The sequence below is a fragment of the Mesorhizobium xinjiangense genome (genome assembly GCF_009749525.1).
In the GTDB taxonomy this organism is placed as follows: Bacteria; Pseudomonadota; Alphaproteobacteria; order Rhizobiales; family Rhizobiaceae; genus Mangrovimarina; species Mangrovimarina xinjiangensis.
The window spans coordinates 73,884-91,263 of the sequence record NZ_WOAC01000002.1 but is presented as its reverse complement, the minus strand read 5'-3'; the positions used below and the strand labels follow the sequence as shown (position 1 = coordinate 91,263).

At 61.1% G+C, this 17,380-nt stretch carries 19 protein-coding genes; 7 read left to right on the top strand and 12 right to left on the bottom strand.

Features of this window, described 5'->3' with window-relative positions; translation table 11 throughout:
- Positions 1-19: 19 nt before the first annotated feature.
- Both GM909_RS02705 and GM909_RS02700 read left to right on the top strand, forming a co-directional pair.
- Positions 20-1,201, top strand: a complete 1,182-nt coding sequence (locus GM909_RS02705; protein WP_157014678.1) for a M20 family metallopeptidase — start codon at positions 20-22, stop codon at positions 1,199-1,201.
- A gap of 42 nt (positions 1,202-1,243) precedes the next feature.
- The gene (locus GM909_RS02700) at positions 1,244-2,347 is read left to right on the top strand and encodes an NADH:flavin oxidoreductase/NADH oxidase (RefSeq protein WP_157014677.1); all 1,104 of its coding nucleotides are present in this window, start codon (positions 1,244-1,246) and stop codon (positions 2,345-2,347) included.
- Positions 2,348-2,872: 525 nt separating this feature from the next.
- Here the strand turns inward: GM909_RS02700 and hutC are convergent.
- From hutC to GM909_RS02655, 9 genes are all read right to left on the bottom strand, one after another.
- On the bottom strand, positions 2,873-3,643 hold the full coding sequence (gene hutC, locus GM909_RS02695) for a histidine utilization repressor (protein ID WP_157014676.1): 771 nt from the start codon (positions 3,641-3,643) through the stop codon (positions 2,873-2,875).
- On the bottom strand, positions 3,643-4,662 hold the full coding sequence (locus GM909_RS02690) for a zinc-dependent alcohol dehydrogenase (protein ID WP_157014675.1): 1,020 nt from the start codon (positions 4,660-4,662) through the stop codon (positions 3,643-3,645). Before GM909_RS02690 ends, hutC begins: the two co-directional genes overlap by 1 nt.
- Positions 4,663-4,671: 9 nt before the next feature.
- Positions 4,672-5,988, bottom strand: a complete 1,317-nt coding sequence (hisD, locus tag GM909_RS02685; RefSeq protein ID WP_157014674.1) for a histidinol dehydrogenase — start codon at positions 5,986-5,988, stop codon at positions 4,672-4,674.
- Between the two features lie 29 nt (positions 5,989-6,017).
- Entirely contained in the window at positions 6,018-6,818 is an 801-nt protein-coding gene (locus GM909_RS02680; RefSeq protein WP_157014673.1) for an ABC transporter permease, read from the bottom strand.
- Positions 6,815-7,759 (bottom strand): ABC transporter permease, encoded by a 945-nt coding sequence (locus GM909_RS02675; protein WP_157014672.1) that lies wholly within the window; start codon positions 7,757-7,759, stop codon positions 6,815-6,817. The genes GM909_RS02680 and GM909_RS02675 overlap by 4 nt, the downstream gene beginning before the upstream one ends.
- A gap of 70 nt (positions 7,760-7,829) precedes the next feature.
- The gene (locus tag GM909_RS02670) at positions 7,830-8,945 is read right to left on the bottom strand and encodes an ABC transporter substrate-binding protein (protein WP_157014671.1); all 1,116 of its coding nucleotides are present in this window, start codon (positions 8,943-8,945) and stop codon (positions 7,830-7,832) included.
- A gap of 52 nt (positions 8,946-8,997) precedes the next feature.
- The gene (locus GM909_RS02665; RefSeq protein ID WP_235911594.1) at positions 8,998-10,152 is read right to left on the bottom strand and encodes an ABC transporter ATP-binding protein; all 1,155 of its coding nucleotides are present in this window, start codon (positions 10,150-10,152) and stop codon (positions 8,998-9,000) included.
- Positions 10,153-10,252: 100 nt separating this feature from the next.
- Positions 10,253-11,026, bottom strand: a complete 774-nt coding sequence (locus GM909_RS02660) for an SDR family NAD(P)-dependent oxidoreductase (RefSeq protein ID WP_157014670.1) — start codon at positions 11,024-11,026, stop codon at positions 10,253-10,255.
- A gap of 262 nt (positions 11,027-11,288) precedes the next feature.
- Positions 11,289-11,636: a hypothetical protein gene (locus tag GM909_RS02655; protein WP_157014669.1), complete on the bottom strand. Its 348-nt coding sequence runs from the start codon at positions 11,634-11,636 to the stop codon at positions 11,289-11,291.
- Positions 11,637-11,677: 41 nt separating this feature from the next.
- Here GM909_RS02655 and GM909_RS02650 point away from each other — a divergent pair, with 41 nt between their 5' ends.
- Both GM909_RS02650 and GM909_RS02645 read left to right on the top strand, forming a co-directional pair.
- Entirely contained in the window at positions 11,678-12,097 is a 420-nt protein-coding gene (locus GM909_RS02650; protein ID WP_157014668.1) for a putative toxin-antitoxin system toxin component, PIN family, read from the top strand.
- Positions 12,094-12,348, top strand: coding sequence for a toxin-antitoxin system HicB family antitoxin (locus GM909_RS02645; RefSeq protein WP_157014667.1), 255 nt, complete (start codon positions 12,094-12,096; stop codon positions 12,346-12,348). The genes GM909_RS02650 and GM909_RS02645 overlap by 4 nt, the downstream gene beginning before the upstream one ends.
- Positions 12,349-12,468: 120 nt before the next feature.
- Here the strand turns inward: GM909_RS02645 and GM909_RS02640 are convergent, their stop codons facing one another.
- Positions 12,469-13,485, bottom strand: a complete 1,017-nt coding sequence (locus GM909_RS02640; RefSeq protein WP_235911591.1) for a glycosyltransferase family 2 protein — start codon at positions 13,483-13,485, stop codon at positions 12,469-12,471.
- 288 nt (positions 13,486-13,773) lie between these two features.
- Between GM909_RS02640 and GM909_RS26225 the strand changes: the two genes are divergently transcribed.
- The gene (locus tag GM909_RS26225; protein ID WP_268890726.1) at positions 13,774-13,899 is read left to right on the top strand and encodes a hypothetical protein; all 126 of its coding nucleotides are present in this window, start codon (positions 13,774-13,776) and stop codon (positions 13,897-13,899) included.
- Between the two features lie 295 nt (positions 13,900-14,194).
- On the opposite strand, the gene GM909_RS02635 is transcribed toward GM909_RS26225, so the two are convergent.
- Both GM909_RS02635 and GM909_RS02630 read right to left on the bottom strand, forming a co-directional pair.
- Complete coding sequence (locus GM909_RS02635) at positions 14,195-14,578, bottom strand: excisionase (protein ID WP_157014666.1); 384 nt, start codon at positions 14,576-14,578, stop codon at positions 14,195-14,197.
- Positions 14,579-14,784: 206 nt separating this feature from the next.
- Positions 14,785-15,579, bottom strand: a complete 795-nt coding sequence (locus GM909_RS02630) for a hypothetical protein (RefSeq protein ID WP_157014665.1) — start codon at positions 15,577-15,579, stop codon at positions 14,785-14,787.
- Positions 15,580-16,283: 704 nt separating this feature from the next.
- On the opposite strand from GM909_RS02630, the gene GM909_RS02625 reads away from it, so the two are divergent.
- Both GM909_RS02625 and GM909_RS02620 read left to right on the top strand, forming a co-directional pair.
- Entirely contained in the window at positions 16,284-16,928 is a 645-nt protein-coding gene (locus tag GM909_RS02625; protein WP_157014664.1) for a hypothetical protein, read from the top strand.
- 116 nt (positions 16,929-17,044) lie between these two features.
- On the top strand, positions 17,045-17,356 hold the full coding sequence (locus GM909_RS02620) for a hypothetical protein (protein WP_157014663.1): 312 nt from the start codon (positions 17,045-17,047) through the stop codon (positions 17,354-17,356).
- Positions 17,357-17,380 lie beyond the last annotated feature (24 nt).

Below are 17,380 nucleotides of genomic sequence, written 5' to 3'. Positions count from 1 at the left end.
ATCGGGAAAGGGAAGACCCATGTCTGAGAAATTCGAACAGGATCTGCCGCGCGTGGACGAGATCGACACCGAGGCTCTAGTCGAGGGGATCGTGCGCTGGGTGGAGATGGAGACGCCCTCGGATCGGCCGGATCTGATCGACCTGCTTCTCGATCACGTCGAGAACTCGTTTTACGGACTGCCTGTAGAGATGCGCCGCATCGCTTCCCGCGACGGCTGTGGCGGCCAGCTTATCATTGAATACAGACCGGAGGGCTGCGAAGGCCAGCCGGCACTCCTTATGGGGCACATCGACACCGTCTGGAACGCCGGCACGCTCGCGGAGCGGCCGGTCAGGCGCGAGGGTGATCGCCTGCACGGGCCCGGCATTTTTGATATGAAGGCCGGCTCCTATCTGGCTACCGAGACGCTACGGCGCATCACCGAAGAGAGACGCGTGCCGCCGCGTCCGATTCGTGTCTACCTCAATGGTGACGAGGAGATCGGCAGTCCAACCTCGCGCGAAACGATCGAGGAACTCGCCTCCGACGCCGCCTTTGTCCTCGTCCCCGAACCCGCCTTCGAGGCGCCGGGCACAGTCATCACCGCGCGCAAGGGCTGGGCCCGCTTCTCGCTGACGGCTCATGGCGTCTCGGCGCACGCTGGCGGCAACCGCACGGACGGGCGAAGCGCAATCCACGAGATCGCCCGCCACATCATGGACATCGAGGCCATGAACGAGACCGAAGAGAGGGCAACCTTCAATGTCGGCACTGTGACGGGCGGAACCCGCACCAATGTGGTGCCGGACCTCGCCAGCATCGAGATCGACATGCGCGCTGACGACATGGCGGCGGTCGAACGCCACGTCGCGGCGATGCTGAAGCGCCAACCGATCGGCAAGGATATTCGTCTCGAGATCGAAGGCGGGCTGAACCGGCCGCCCTTCGTGCGTTCCGCCGAAGTTGCCAGGCTCTATGAAGCGACACGGGCGTTGGCCGGCTATCTCGGCCTGCCGATGGACGAAACCTCGCGCGGCGGCGTCTCGGACGGCAATTTTGCCGCAGCGCTTGGCCGCCCTGTGCTCGACGGGCTCGGCTGCAACGGCGCGGGCGCTCATGCAGTCCACGAACATATTCTGGTGTCTACCGTGGCTCCGCGGGCCGCGTTGATGCATGCCATGCTCATGTCGCGGCATTTCCAGAATCTTGCGACCGTCTAGTCTGGCCATTGCCAATTTCCAGTATCCAGAAGGAAGGTCCAATTGAGCGCGCTGTTTTCCCCGATCACCCTGCAGGGCCTGACGCTGGCCAACCGCATCGTCGTCTCGCCCATGTGCCAATACAGCGCCGAGGACGGCTCAGCGACGGACTGGCATCTCGCCCATCTCGGAACACTGAGTGCATCCGGGGCGGGACTGCTTGTTGTGGAGGCAACCGCCGTGGAGCGGGAGGGCCGCATAAGCCATGGCGATCTCGGCCTTTATGACGACGCCAACGAAGAGGCGCTGGCGCGCATTCTCGCCCATTGCCGCACGCATGGCACGGCGCGGCTCGGTATCCAGATCAGTCATGCCGGGCGCAAGGCTTCCGCACAGAAGCCGTGGGAAGGCGGACGCGCGCTGAGCGAGGACGGGAACCCCTGGACAACTTTCGCTCCAACCGCGCTTGCCTTCGGGGAGGGTTGGCATGTGCCGCGCGAAATGGACCAGACCGATCTCGAGCGCGTGAATGCGGCGCATGTCGGAGCCGCCCGCCGGGCCGAACGCCTAGGCTTCGACATGCTGGAGATTCACGCGGCGCATGGATATCTCCTGCACCAGTTCCTTTCACCTATCGCCAATCAACGCCGCGACGCCTATGGCGGGAGCGCGGAAAACCGCATGCGCTATCCCCTCGAGGTGGTGCGCGCCGTCCGGGCCGTCTGGCCGAAGGACCGGCCTCTCGGCTTGCGGATCACCGGGCGTGACTGGGTCGAGGGCGGCATCGAGCCGGAAGATGCCGTGGCCTTCGCCAGCCAACTGAAAGACGAGGGCGTCGACTTTGTCTGTGTGACGAGCGGTGGCGTAGTTACCAATGCCGTTCCCAAAATCGGGCCCGGCTATCAGGTAGCGTTCGCGGAGCAGGTGAAGCGCGAGACCGGCCTTCCCACACGCGCTGTCGGCCTTGTCGCTACCCCACGACAAGCCGACGCGATCATCTCGGAGGGCAAGGCCGATATGGTCGCGCTCGCCCGCGCCTTTCTGGATAATCCCCATTGGGGCTGGTCGGCAGCCCGTTCCCTCGGCGCCGAGATCGAGCGGCCTGTCCAGTATGGGCGGGCGGCGGACAGGCATTGGCCCGGCGCGGCTTATGCCATGCACTATTGACCCGTTTATCGACCTCCTCGAAGCTCGACTCGTGACCGACATGATGACGGTGGCGCTGTCACATTGTCTCTTTGGAGCCGGAACAAGATCGGTATGAAATCGATGGGTTGGGAGGCTCCCCGTCGGTAGCGTTCGAATGGCTTTCTACCGTTGGCATTGACCTCGCGAAATCCCGAGCGAGGAACGGAAGGAAGATTGATCCCATGAGGCGGCGGCCGAGGAATCTGATGCGAACGCCTTAAGGACGGATCGTTTCGGGTTGTGTGCGTCAAGTTCTGCACACTACCTCGTTTCGTGGGCCGCGACACTGCACTGGCAGCATTTATCGATATGCCGAAGCGAAGGCCCAGCGGAAAACCGAACGCCAATCTGCGTAGCTGTTCAGCTGAGGCAGGGTGCGAGGGCACTGGTAGCTCCATTCATATCCGTCGCCCGATCTCCCTACAACCTGACCACAAGTTGACGTGATATCGTCCGCCCGGCAGGAAACCTGTATTTCGACGCAAGAGTTACGACGGAGCCCGTTTACCTCACCGAAGTCGGTGCATAGCGGCTGCCGAGCGAATAGCGGCTGCCGGCATAGATGAGCCTGTTCACCGTCGCCACTGTTGGTCCCGACCAGGTACGGCGATGCAAAAGCAGGCAGGGTTCGCGCGGTTCGAGCATCAGGAGCCGAGCTGTCTCGGCATCGGCGGAAATGGCGGAAATGACGTGCTCGACCTCGGTCAGCGGCGTGGCCTGCTGCAGATAGTCGTAGGTGGTGATCGTCTCGAAATCCTGGCTCTCATAGTCGGGCACGAGTTCGGCGTTGACGAAGCGTTCCTCGAGTTGCACCGGCACGTCGTTCTCGCAGTGCACGATGACCGAGTGGCCGACGGATGCGCCGCTGGCGAACTCGAAGGCCGCGACGAGATCGGCCGGCGGTGCGATCTTTTCCAGAACGATCACCTTTGCCTTGTGCTGTCCGCCGCGCCGCTCGATCTCGGCGGCGATGTTGTTGATCTCGATCAGGGTGGATTGCGGCTTGGGCGGGGCAACGAAGGTGCCCACGCCCTGTATGCGCAGGAGATAGCCTTCAGAGGTCAGTTCGCGCAGCGCCCGGTGCACGGTCATGCGTGAGACGCCCAGCGCAGCGACCAGTTCGTTTTCCGACGGCAGCTTCTGGTCGCGATCCCAGCGCCCGCTGCCGATATTGGCCAGTACATAATCCTTGACCTTTTCATAGAGCGGGCTCGCCGAAGCCGGAAGTCCATCCGGGTCGGTGAAGTTACCGGTCGTTCCCCCGTTTTCGGCCATCAGCCCGCTTCCTCCATGCGGATGATCGTCTTCAGGCCGCGGCTTTGGCCCGCCAGCAGTTGGCGATAGGCGGCCGGAACCTCATCGAGGCTGATCTCGGCGTCGATCAGTTCGCCGAGTATCGGTGCGAACGAAGGCAGCATGGCCACCGCCTCAGGCAACTCGTCGGCAAAGGCATGGCACCCGACAAGCGCGATTTCACGTTCCACCAGCAGATTCGGATCGAAATCCAACCGTCCATGGGCAATGCCCACAAGAGCAAGAGATCCGCCGCCGGCCAGGAGTTCGAGCAGCGACTGCAGCGCGGCGACGCTGCCCGTTGCATCGAGCGCATAGCGCAATGGGACGCCGCCAAGTGCCTCTTCGATCGCACCCTGGTCGAGATCCACCACGCGCGCGCCGGTAACCCGGGCGACAAGTGCGGAGCGCAACGCGTTCCTGTCGGCAACGAGAAGCGGTCCTTCGTGCTGGCGCGCAAGAAGGAGCGCCGCCAGGCCGCCGATCGGGCCGCAGCCGGCAACGAGAACCGGTTCACCGGCAGGTACGGCCTGCTTGCGCAGCGCATGCAGCGCCACCGCCAGCGGCTCGGCCATGGCGGCAATGCCCGCATCAAGCGTAGAATCATGCTTGATGAGCAGACGCGACGGCAGCACTGTCGCCTCGGCAAAGCCGCCGTCACAGACCTCACCGACGAAGCCGAGATCGGCGCAGACATTGTGCCGGCCGCTGCGACACGCCGGACACTTACCGCACCAATAGCGCGAATCCGCGACGACTCTGTCGCCCGGTCGCAGCCCGTCGACTCCTTCACCAACCGCTGCAACGATGCCGGCGAATTCGTGACCGGCAACCGACGGCGCGCGGCTGATCCAGGCGCCGGTGCGGAAATTGTGCAAATCCGACCCGCAGATGCCGGCTGCGGAAAGCGTCACCAGCACTTCGCCAGGTCCGGGCCCGGCCGGCGGGTCGATATCCTCGACCCTCAGATCACCCGCTGCGTAAAGCCGTGCCGCCTTCATCCGCCCGCCTCACAGATAGGTCTTGCGCACATCGGAAACGGCGTGCTCGTGCGCGGAAAATCCCTCATAGCGGGCGAGCGTGCGGGCGTGTTTGGCAAACTCTGGATAGGCGGAGGCCGTCACATAGCCGATCGAGGAGCGCTTGACGAAATCGCCCACCGAGAGAGGCCCGAAGGTGCGCGCCCAGCGGCTCGTCGGCAGGACAGCGTTGGGCCCGAGGCCGAAATTGGCGATTGAGACCGGCGTGTGCGGTCCCATCAGGATCTCCGAGGCTTCGGTGATATGGCCGAGATGAGCGAAGGGATCGGTCGACAATATCTCGAGATGCTCCGGCGCGTAGTCGTTGACGAAGCGGTAGCTTTCCTCGAGTGAAGGCGTCAGCACGATGCCGCCATAGGGGCCGGACAGCACTGCCTCGGAGAACTCGACGCGTTGCTCGCTCATGCGCACCCAGTGATCGGGCAACGCGGCCAGCGCTTCCTCAGCCACACGGCGCGAATGGGTGACCAGCCAGGCCGAGGAATCGGGTCCGTGCTCGGCCTCGATCAGGAGATCGAGAGCCGCCAGGCCGCCCTTGACCGTATCGTCGGCGAAAATGATGGACTCAGAAGGACCGGCGGGCAGACCCGGATCGATGACCCCGGCCAGAAGCCGCTTGGCGGCCACCACCCAAGGGCTACCGGGGCCGACGATCTTGAGGGCCTTGTTTACCGTTTCGGTGCCGTAGGCGACGGCGGCGACGGCCTGCGCGCCGCCGCATTTGTAGACCGTTTCAACGCCGGAAAGCCGGGCCGCAACCAGCGTCGCCGCATCGACCGAGCCGTCCGGCGCCGGTGGCGTAACGATGGCGAGCTCCGGCACGCCGGCGACGACGGCCGGCACCGCCGTCATCATCGTGACGGATGGAAAGGCCCCCTTGCCGCGCGGTATATAGAGCGCGACCGAACGAATGGGCGTAAAACGGTCGCCGGCATAGGCACCAAGGCGCATTTCCTTCAGCCACATGGCTTCCGGTTTCTGCTCTTCGTGAAAGCGGCGGATATTGTCGATGCCGAACCGGATCGCCTCGATGACCTCCTCGTCTACCTTGTCGAAGGCGGCATCGAACTCCGCCTCGCTCGCTTTCAGGCCGTCGACCTCGACCTGCGACTTGTCGAAATCGCGCGCAAAGCGAACGAGCGCGGCGTCGCCTTCGCTCCGCACCGCCTTGATGATCGGCTGCACCTTGTCGATGAAGCCCGACAGATCGGCCTCGGAGCGGCGCATGAGGGCAGCGCGCCCCTCGGCGTCGAGCGTGTCGAGTTCGTAATAGGAGATGTCTGGCATTTCAATTTCCTGTCGGTTGGCCGGCCATGTCACTTCGATTTCAGGAACACATCGAGCCCCACCAGCCGGTCGAGCAACGCGACTGCGCCGGCCGCGCAGATGATGAACACCACCGAGATGGCGGCGAGATCGGGCGTGATGATGGAGCGGATGGAATTGTAGATATGCACAGGCAGGGTAACGATGCGCGCATCGACCAGGAGAAGGCTGACCAGGAACTCGTTGAGCGCCAGGATGAACATCAGCAAAGAGCCGCTGATGACCCCGGGCATGACGGCAGGCAGGGTAACATGAAAGAAGGTTTGCAGGGGTGGCGCGCCGCAATTGGCGGCCGCGAGCTCGAGGTCGGGATCGAGCGCCGACGCGCTCGCCGTCACCGCCCAGATCATGAAGGGCAGGTTGATGACGCAGCAGGCGAGGCCGACCGGCCAAAGCGAACCGAGCACCCCGGCATTGCCGAAGACCAGCATCAGCCCGATGCCGGAACCGATGAGAGGAATGGTGAAGGGCAGCAGCAGATAGGTTTGAATCGTCTTTTCAAACCGCACCCCGTATTTGGCGAGCGCGACACCGGCCACCGTACCGGCAGGGATGGAAATAATTGTACACACGGTGGCGACATAGACCGAGCGCAGGAATGCCTCCCACAGTGCGCGCGCCCCGGCAAGCTTGGCGTACCATTTGAGCGACAGCCCGTCGGGCGGGAAGGTGATGATATTGCCGGAGGTGAAGGAGGCACCCAGAACGACGATCGTCGGCGCCGAGAGCACGATGAGCGCAATGCCGATCAATAGCCACAGGGTCAGCGTCTTGCCGAGAGGAGCGTTCATTCACGCGCCCTCCCCATGGCCAGCGTGCCCGCGCCAAACAGGGTGAAGATCAGACCGACCAACAGCGACCCCACAGCCACCAGCATCAGTGCCAGTGTCGCGCCGAGACCCTGATCGGAGGTGCGGAAGAACTGGTCGTAGATGGCATTGGCAATGAAGTCCTGCGAGCCGCCGCCGAGAATGGCCGGCATGGCGAAATCGGTCAGCGACAGCGTGACCACGACAAGGCCTGCGCCCGTCAACCCCGGCCTGGCCAGCGGCAGGACCACATGGAAGAAGGTGCGCAGCCAGTCGGCGCCGAGCGAGCCCGCCGCCGCTTCCAGTTCCTCGGGAATGGCGGTCAGCGCCGGAGCAACCATGAGGACGGCGAATGGCAACATATATTGCACGAGGCCGAACAGGACCGCCGGGTAGTTGTAGAGAAGCCGCATCGGCTCCACCCCGACGAGCCCCAGAGCCTCGTTGACCATGCCCTGATTGCCGAGAATGATCAGCCAGCCATAGGCGCGCACCACCTGGCCAATGAAGAAGGGCAGGAAGAGCGCGATCAGCAGGAACTTGCGCAGGGCCGGCGATGAGGTGCGCACCATCACATATGCATAGGGAAAAGCGAAGACGAGCGTTATCGCCGTGACGATCAGAGCGCCGAGAAGACTGCGCGCGGCCACCGCCGCGAAAAGCGGCTCGGTGAAGGCGCGCTGGTAATTGGCCAGCGTATATTCTTCCGACAACAGGAAGGTGCTGGTGTCGAGCGTTCTCAGGCTGGTGTCGCCGATCTGGATCAGGCCGAGAACGAGCAGCCCGACGAGCAGCACTGCCGGCGCCAGCATCAGGTAGGGCACCGCGCGAGTCCAGTTCGCAGGCCACACCGTGGCCGCGAAGGCCTCCAGCGCATCCATGATGCGCCATGTCACCGGATAGGCTGTTCGCGCGCTTTGCATGAGGAATTCCCGGGACAGTCACGATTGGGCGCGCCGCCGCCCCACCCCGGGCAACTGCGCGTGCAGGCGGTCAACCCTGCATGATGGCCTTGAACTTGGCGAACCAGTCGCTTTCGTTCTCCACCTGGACCTTGGAGGAGATGCGGATCAGATCGGCGAAGTCCTCTTCCTTCGTCGGATAGGACGGATCGTCGACGAGATCCTCAGGCGGCGTGAGACCTGGAACGACGCCCGGCAGGCCGAGCCCGTCGAGCCAGACCTGCTGCGCATCCTTCGTCAGCGCGAAATTGATGTACTGCTTGGCCCAATAGAGCTCGTTTTCCGGCAGGCCCTTGGGGATCCACAATCCGTCAGTGTCGAACTTCGCACCTTCCTCCGGCACTACCCAGGCGATGTCGATGCCGTTCTTCTTGGCCTCGCGCGCATTGGTGGAAATCGTGCAGGCGGCGTCGATCTCGCCGTTCTGGAACCAGGTCGTGAAATCCGGGTCCTCGCCCAGCAGCGGCTCCTGCGCCTTGATCTCTTCTACGAAATCCCAGCAGGGCTGCATGTTGCCGGGAATATCGTCCAGGGAGCCGCCGCCGGCCACCTGGGCCGGGAAATGGAAGCCGATGCCGTCGTTATAGAGCGCGATACGGCCCTTGAATTTCGGATCGAGTAGGTCCTTCCAGGATTTCGGCGGGCCGTCCGGAAAGGCCTCTGGGCGATAGGCCAGCACATAGACATAGCCGTAGGTGTTGACGATCGGATAGCCGTCGAGCCCGACCGGCTTGGCGAGATCGGTCACATTGGCGAGATTGGGCAGGTCCGACAGGTCCTCGGTCACGCCACGCAGGGCCGACTTGGTGGCGTTGGTCGTCGTGTCCCAGTTGATATGGATCGGGGGGACGCGGTTCTGCGCCACGGCAGCCCAGACTTTGGGCTGGATCTCGTTGTCCTCGGTCAGGTCATGGCGCACGGCGATGCCGGTCATCTCGGTGAAGGGATCGGAGACACCCTTCTCGAGGCTTTCCACCCAGCTTCCGCCCCAGGCACGCACGATGATCTCACCAGGCTTCTCCGGTTCCTGGGCAAGTGCGTGCGGCAGCCCCAATGCGGTCAGCCCGGCAGCGGCGCCGGTCGCAGCCGTGCCGCGCAGGAAGCGGCGGCGGTCGAGCGGATAAGACAGAAAATCGCGTCTGGTCATTTCATTCTCCTCTGTTGGCTTGCCTGGTTTTTCTGCTTGGTGGTGCCTTGTGTCATGGATGGCCGGCCTCATCGTCGAAGACCAGCACGTCATCGGGATTCCAGCCGAGATAGACTTCATCGCCGACTGCGATCGTATCGTGCGGTCCATGGTCAAAGACACGCATGAGAGTATCCCCCAGATCAGGAAGGCGCACCTCGTAGACGACCCGCTCGCCCTCGAAGATGGCGTCCGACACGATACCGGCATGGCGGCTTCCTGCGCCTTCCAGTGCCCTGCCGTCCCGTGCGATCCGGATCTGTTCGGCGCGAATGGCGCCGCGGACCGGTGCGCCGACATTCAGCGGGCAGGCCTTATCACCGATCACGCCGGTCCATTCCGATTCGCCGACCCCGACAACGACCGTGTCGCCGGCAAGCGAGCGCGCGTCGCCCGCGATGAAGTTGGTTACGCCAATAAAACTGGCCACGAAGGCGTTGCGTGGGCTGCGATAGGTCCGGGAAGGTTCGGCCTTCTGCTGGATGACCCCATGGTCCATGACAATGATCTCGTCGGACACGACCAGGGCCTCCCGCTGATCATGCGTGACATTGATCGTGGTCACGCCGAGCTCGCGCTGGATACGCCGGAATTCGAGCTGCATTTCCTCGCGTAGCTTGCGATCGAGCGCGGCGAGCGGCTCGTCGAGCAGCAGGAGATCCGGCTCGAAGACCAGCGCCCTGGCGATCGCGACGCGCTGTTGTTGACCGCCCGAAAGTTCGTGAATGCGCCTTTGCCCAAAACCGCCGAGCTTCACCAGATCCAGATAACGATCAACGCGTTCCGGGATCTTGCGCGCATCAGTTCGCCGCATCTTCAGGGGAAAGGCGACATTCTCGGCCGCCGTCATATGCGGAAACAGAGCCAGGCGCTGAAACACCATGCCGATCGACCGCTTGTGTGGCGGCACGGCGTTGACGCTCGTTCCGTTGATCAGGATATCGCCCTTCGTGGGCTTCTGGAAACCGGCGATCAGCCGCAGCAATGTCGTCTTGCCCGACCCGGATGGCCCGAGAATGGTGAGGAACCTGCCCCGGGGAAGATCGAACGAGGCGTCCCTCACAGCATGGACGCCATCGTAGACCATGCTCACATCAAGAACGGAAACGGCGACCGGCTGGCTGCCCTGCGCCTCCCGCGCGCCGGCATCCGTGGTGGCATCATGCATTCTGTTCCCCTGTTTCGGACGACGGCACCGCCGGACAGCGCCTCGCCTGATAAAGTATATACAACCATGTACAACACGGGACAAGCATCGCACAAACGCTTCAGACTGATGCGAGATAGCCGCCGTCAACTGGAATGCAGTGGCCGGTCACATAGGCCGAGGCATCGCTGGCGAGAAACAGCACCGCACCGGCGAGATCCTGCATCTGCCCGAAGCGCTTCTGCGGGATCTTGGCCAGCATCGATGTCTGCCAATCCTCGTCCTGATAAAAGCCGTCAGTCATGGCGGTGCGGAAATAGCCGGGGGCAATGGCGTTGACGCGAATGTCATACGGCGCCCATTCGGCGGCCAGTGCCCGGGTCATGCCGAGTAGCCCTGTCTTTGACGAACCATAGGGAACCGCCGTCGGAATGCCGACATAGCTGGTCAGCGAGCACAGATTGATGATAGCACCGGGTCGCTCTTGCTGGCACATCTGGCGCGCGGCGGCCTGAGCGCAGAAGAAGGCGCCCTTCAGGTTGGTTGATACGATACGCTCCCATAGCGCCTCGTCGACCTCGAGCGACGGTCGGACTTCCTCATAGCCGGCATTGTTGACGATGATGTCGATCCCGCCGAGGGCCGTTGTCGCCGTATCGATTGCCTCGCCGCAGGCCGTGACATCGCGTACATCGAGCGCAAGGGGCTCGGCTCTCACACCGCTTGCCTCAATGCGCCGGCATGTCTCATCGAGAGAGACTTTCTCGCGTGCTGTCACCGCGACATCGGCGCCGGCCGTTGCCAATGTTTCGGCAATCGCCTGGCCGAGCCCGCGGCTCGCTCCGGTTACGATTGCCTTGCGACCCGTCAGGCCGAAGAGCCTTAAAATGTCCATGGCCCGTCTTGCTCACCTCGTGACATCTGGAGGGCATTCTGACGTAGTACGGTCGCGCGAAGGTCCCCAGATGTCCGCCAGCGACAAATAAGGCAATTGCGTGAGTTGTGGCAACCGATAATGGATAGTCGTGAAGCCTACCTGGTACGCTGACCGTGTCAGTCAGCCAGACGATGAGTGTCGCCCGCTGCTGGACTGCCAAGCGGTGAGAAACTACCCAAATAGCAGCGAGGCGGGGTATTTCCCCGCCTCGCTTGGTCGATCAGAATCGAAAGTTCAGTCCAACCTTGATCGCGTGGAAACTGACATCTTCGTCGATGGCAAAGGTACCGTCGTTGTAGATCGTGTCTTCGCCCAGATCGGTGCTGCCGTCTGATGTGCTGGACGTCCCGATGCCGGTCGATGCGGCCAGCCACCTGTCGCGCTGCCGGCGTGATGGGAAATGAGCGATCTCGGCCTTTCCCGGGTGAACAGCGCGCCCGAATTCCGATGAGCGCCGACATGACTCAAGGTTGCGCGCGCGGGATGTGGCCTTTCGAAAGCATGACGACGAAAGCCTACCGGGAGCAGGCAAGGCAATATCCGAGCGGAAACGCTCGCCTCGATCCACGACACTATTGACATCTCATAGGATGTTTCCAATATCTCCCGATGAGATTGGTCTTGGACACGAATGTGATCGTCGCGGCCTTCCGCAGCCGGAACGGCGCAAGCAATCTGCTCCTGCGATTTGCCGATCAGGATCTGGTTACGCCGCTTTGTTCGACGGCACTGTTTCTGGAACACGAGGCGGTGCTCAGCCGTATGGAGACGCGGGCGGCGACGGGGCACACGTTGAAGGATGTCGCGCAGGCCATGAGCGCAATTGCAGCCATCGCCGAGGGCGTCGACATCTCCTTTCGCACCCGGCCCATGCTCAGCGATGCCTCGGATGAGATGGTCCTGGAGGCTGCACTGAACGGAAACGCTGATGCCATCGTGACGCACAATGTCAAGGATTTCAGCCCGGCCGGCAAACTGGGCGTCACTGTTGCGACGCCGGCCGATATCGTGAGGAGGTTGAAGAAATGACCCAGGCCCAACGCTACAAATATCCGCTGCATCTGCCGCAGTCCTTGAAGGAGACGGCGGCGCGCATGGCGCAAGAGGACGGCGTGTCGCTCAACCAGTGGATCGTGGCGGCGGTCGCGCAAAAGATCGGCGCGGTGCAAACGGCGCAGGACTTTCTCAAAGCGCGCGCGTACAAGTCCGCGCGCGGCGATCTCACACGGCTGCTCGACAAGGCGCCCGACGTGCCGCCGTCACCGGAAGATGCTGTGTAGGCGGGATATGGCGGCTCAGCCGCCAGATGATTGGCGCGGAAGGCCGCATACCAAAGGTTTGCATGGCACCCAGCCTCTTGGCGCTACCGTCAAGTATCAACTTTCTTGCGCGGCCAGTGGCTACAGTCGTCCCAGAAAGATTGCAATACACAGCATGATATTGGCCGCCAATGTCTGGCGGTACATACCCGATCGGAGATAGCTGACGACCGCCCCGGCATGGCGGCTTGCCCTGATGGATTTGAACTGCGCCATGGTGGCGCGCGCTTCCTCGGTCAAAAGGTCCGCGCATTTGTCCAGCCCGCTCAGGTTCTCATCGTTCCACTTGGCGAAACGACCCGTCAACAGGCGCTTGAAGCGATCGGCGCGGGCACGCACGCTCATATTGTCGCCGACGAGATTGCCCGTGTGCTGGCGATAGCCGATCCGCGGCGTCGGGTCATAATGAACATAGCCGCCGGCACCCGAGATGAGCAGATAGCACCACCAGTCGTGGCTGACGAAGGACGTGCGCCGCGCGCTTTCAGCCATGAGCGACCACGCCCGGCGATTCAGGACCATGGTGTTGCCGCCGCCGATGCTTTGCACGATGGCGTTGCGGAAATGCGGCGGCCGGGCAAAGAGCGGCGACTGTCCGATAGTCTGGCCATCCTCGCCGATAATGCGTGTGCGCGAGCAGTATAGACCCAGGCGCTCATTGGCGTTGCTCTCCAGCACCGAAACCGCAGCGGAAAGCTTGTCCGGGTCCCAGATATCGTCCTGATCGCAAAATGCGAAATAATCCGCTTCAATGTCCGCATTGGCCATCAGGCTCCTAAAATTCTCGGCAAAGCCCTTCGACGGACCCGACATGATGTGAAAGGTCCCCTTCTCCCATTTGCTTTGCCAGTCATGGAGAATGGTGCGTGAACGATCCGTCGAGCCGTCATCGCTTACCCAGATATCGATGTGCTCGACCGTTTGCGCGGCGAGCGATTCAAGCTGCTCCTGCAGATATTTCTCGCCGTTGTAGACTGCGACTAGGATCGCAACCCGACATATGCCGGCAGGCCTTCCCGTAGCCGCCCGATATTCTGCCCCTTCCGTGCGACTGGTCTCTGGCCCGGCACCGGTCCGTGAGGCGTATCCGTTGGACAATTGCACTGCTTCGCCGCTCTGACTTCAATTTACCTTTGTGGCCAATACACATCCCTGTGCTGACCGTCGACGTCTCTGTTGATTTCGCGCTTTGGATCTCGAGAATGAAATGGTGGCTATTCGACGAAATTTTCGCAATACGAAACCGCACTGGTGGGCATGGTGATCACCCGATCGTCGACACGATCGGCGTAGGTACCCAGCGAATCTATACGTGACTGGGTACAGGATCGGCGAGCCGATCGCGCCAAGGCAGGCGAAATGTCCTCGTCGGATTAGCGATCGCGTATGGCGGAGAAAAGCAACTTCAACGAGCAGCCGGGGTCGCCTCGTCAACAGCCTTTGAAGGTGGATCAGGCGATGGTGACACTCAAAGCCATCATCGAGGTGAAGCGATTCTTCAAGGTAATCTGAAATGACTGCAAGCCCAGTTGGCGGTTACGTGGCCGCGAAGATCGCATTTCCAGATGGAACCATTGGTCTGCGCGCCTTGCGCCGCGAGCGCGACGCGGGTCGACTTGTCACGGAAATCATCGGCGATCGCGAGTTCCATTAAATGCGCGCCAATCTGGCCTTTTCGTTACCTGGCACATGAAGTCGCCGATCAGAGGTTCGGTGAAGCTCGGGCTCTTGCTCTAATTCAGAGAGGACAGGTTAGGGTCGCGTGGTTAAACAGCCTTGCCGCGCGTGCGTTCAGGTGCCTGCTTGGCTAGCTTTTTGTCGATGTACGCCGCGAGTTTTTCTTCAGCTCTTGCAGTCTCGCCATTGCCGCAGCCCGTGCTGTAGAGATTCGTTCCGTCTCTGATCCACCACCCGGCCGGGCTCCTGACTGTCCCGTCTTTCCGAATGCTTTTCTTTCGCCAGATGAGGCGGGCACCCTTGGCTGCACGCGGCATAGCTCGATCATCCTATCGATCGCCGCGAGGGTGACGTATTCCTTGCGCGCGATGATATGCGTTTCCAACCGCCCGGCGTCGCGTTCTCTGCGAAGACCCTTTGCGGTCATCGTTCCGTCCGGAAATGCGATTTTGACCGCCCTGTCAATGCGGATAAGCGCGTCCTTGTCAAAGTCGCAAATTGGTTCCACGGTCATTTCAAGTTCCCTTCATTGAACGCCGCCCTTTTGGTTCCACGCGTCATTGTAATCCTATGGCACGATCAGTTTTGGTCGATCCTCGGTGACGTCCCGGGACGTGTAGATTCGCCGAGGCCTGCCAAACGTGGCCTTCATGACCTCCCGTATGCCTTGCCGATCAGCGTTCCGTCGTGGCGGCAAAATGGTCTGTGCAAGGCAAGGTTTCATGCTGCGGCCTTGTCCGCATCGACCACAATGATTCGGATCGCGCCACCGTTGCTCGCTCCGGCATTGTCCGACGCAAGCAGGTTTTGTTCTGCCAGGAACATGGCGACCGTTCCGTTTCGTTTCGCATGGCGGAGCAGGGCACGGCGGATTTTCAATTTTCCTTCGGCGAGCCCTTGTTCGATCGCTTCAGATGCTTCCGGCGATCTGTTCAAGAAGGCTCGGAAGCTGGATAAGGAGATACGAAGAAACCCCGCCATTTCCTCTTGCGGACAATGAAGGCGAGCGAGATAGCGCAGCTGCCAAAGCATCTCGTCGGTCGCCTCGTTCGCGAAGCGTGGGCAGACGCGCGCCATACTTTTCCCGCCGGCATTCTTCTCGATTTCGGTCCCGCCATCCTGGTCGATCACGATTTGGATCGCACCGCGGCCGCCCGTTCCGGTCTTATCTGACTGGAGCAAGTAATTCTTTGCCAAGAACACGGCCATGCCGGAGTCTTTCTCCGCGACGCGGAACTGGGCACGACGGATTCTCACCTTCCCTTCGGCGATCCCCTGTTCGATTTCTGCAACCGCCTCCGGCAATTGCTCCAGGAAATCTTGAAAAGCCGATAGAGAGACCCCGAGCACACCCGCCATGGTATCTCGCCCCACCAGAAGGCGAGCGAGATAGCGCAGCTGCCAAAGGATCTCGTCAGTCACTTCGACCGCAATACGGCGCGCGCCGTACGCCTTTCTTCGCCCGGGGGCATTTCTGTGGATTTCGGTCCTCGACTTTATTTCGTCGTCGAGCATGGGCTTCCCTTACCTCGGACAATTGCGAGCCGTCGCGCCCAAGGCACGATCGTCTCTGGTTCAATTTGTTCCGGTGGTAGGTGCCCGCTTCCGAGGGCCAGAATGATCAGTAATATACAGATTTGTAGACCGCGCGCAAATGATTGTTCGTATTATGTTCCGCGCCCTCTTGTATCGTGCAGTGACCAATCCTTCCTGTCAGCTTGGCGGTCACCACTCGGACCTTAGGAACGCGCTAGAAGTTGGGAAGCGAGGTTCGGCGCGGCCCTGCTGCCCCGGTGCTCGTGGTCAGACTGGTTGGCGGGTCGTGGCAATGGCGCGCATCTGGTTGACCCCGCACGAGCATATCAATCGCCGGATGCGACGGTGATCCAAGGTCAAACCGGTGATCGCCCACATCGAAAACGATCACAGAATGGACTGCAGCCACCTCGCATATGTAAAAGGCGTTGCGGCCGACACCATCCTGGTCGGCGGCTACAATTTCTCTCCTGCTCAGCTGGCCGAAGGGCATTTTGCGGCTGATGGTCGCCGCGCCACCGCCCGAAAGCCACTCGCCACACATGATTGTTGCATTGGGTTTTGCACCGAATCACTCTTAAGGCTATGCGTTACTACGAGTTCATCAAGCATGACTTAACCAATAAGAACGATTTTGATGAAAATTTCATGAAATTAATGGTATCAAACAAGAAAGAAAGTCAGTGACCAAAAATTCCATCCCTCCAATGCGAAATGTAGAACCGCCATCACGAGGGGAATCCATTGTAATTCCGGACTATATCCAGGACGTGTTGGGACATGCACCGGTTATTTCAACCGAAGATGTTTCTCTCTATCGGGATTTTCTGACTCTGTTTGCGGTGGAATTTGATCCGCAGACACCAAGCGAATGGTTTCTCGTCAACGACCTTGTCAACGCAAATTGGGAAATTTTACGCTACCGCAGGGCAAAGACGACCCTCATCCGGCTTGCCTGCCCAGACCGCGCATCCGAGCTGATTGAAAATAGTGTCTTTCATCGCGATGGATTTTCGCATGGGCAGTTTCGATCTCAACCAACCGCTGTTGGACGGTCACAGGTAGCAGAGAAACGGCTCGCCGAGTACGGGCTGACGGCCGAGGACGTCGTTGATTCGGCCATGATCGAAAACCTCGACAAGGTCGAGCGTTACGACACAATGATCGAGAGGCTGGAGGATCGCCGGGAAAAGCTGTTCCGCGAGTTTCATGCCCACCGTTCTCTCAATCCTCAAACGGCGAAGCAGAAGGCCAATGCTATTGTTGACCAGTTTGCGGAATCTGTTGAGCCCGAAGAATCGTCTCGGTCATCGTCGCTGGCAACATGAACCGAATCCGACCCACCTCAAGTAGACCGCCACGGCCCAGTTCCCGAAATGCGACCAAGCATGGGCTGACGGCCCGTTTCGACATTTCTTTGGAGCGCCGGCAGGCAACATCGAAGTTGACGGATACATTTTCCAGGGGGAGTCGAAACCCCGAGATCCTGCGCGCTGCCGAACATCTTGCCGACCTTCAGTTGACCCTTGTGTCGATACGCCGCGCAAAGGCTTCCCTGATCAACAGTTCGATGAGTTCTGAGGGTTCCGAGCTTTCGCTGGAATCCCTTGAGGGAAATGCGATCGCCAACAGTCTCGAGAAACTGGCAACACTTGACACATACGAGCGACGCACGCTGTCGCGGCGACGCAAGTCTGGTTTTGCTCTGTTGCTGGCCCTCGAGCAGGCCTCCAAAAGGAACGAGTCACTTGTATGAGAATGGGGAAGCAACTATTGCTTG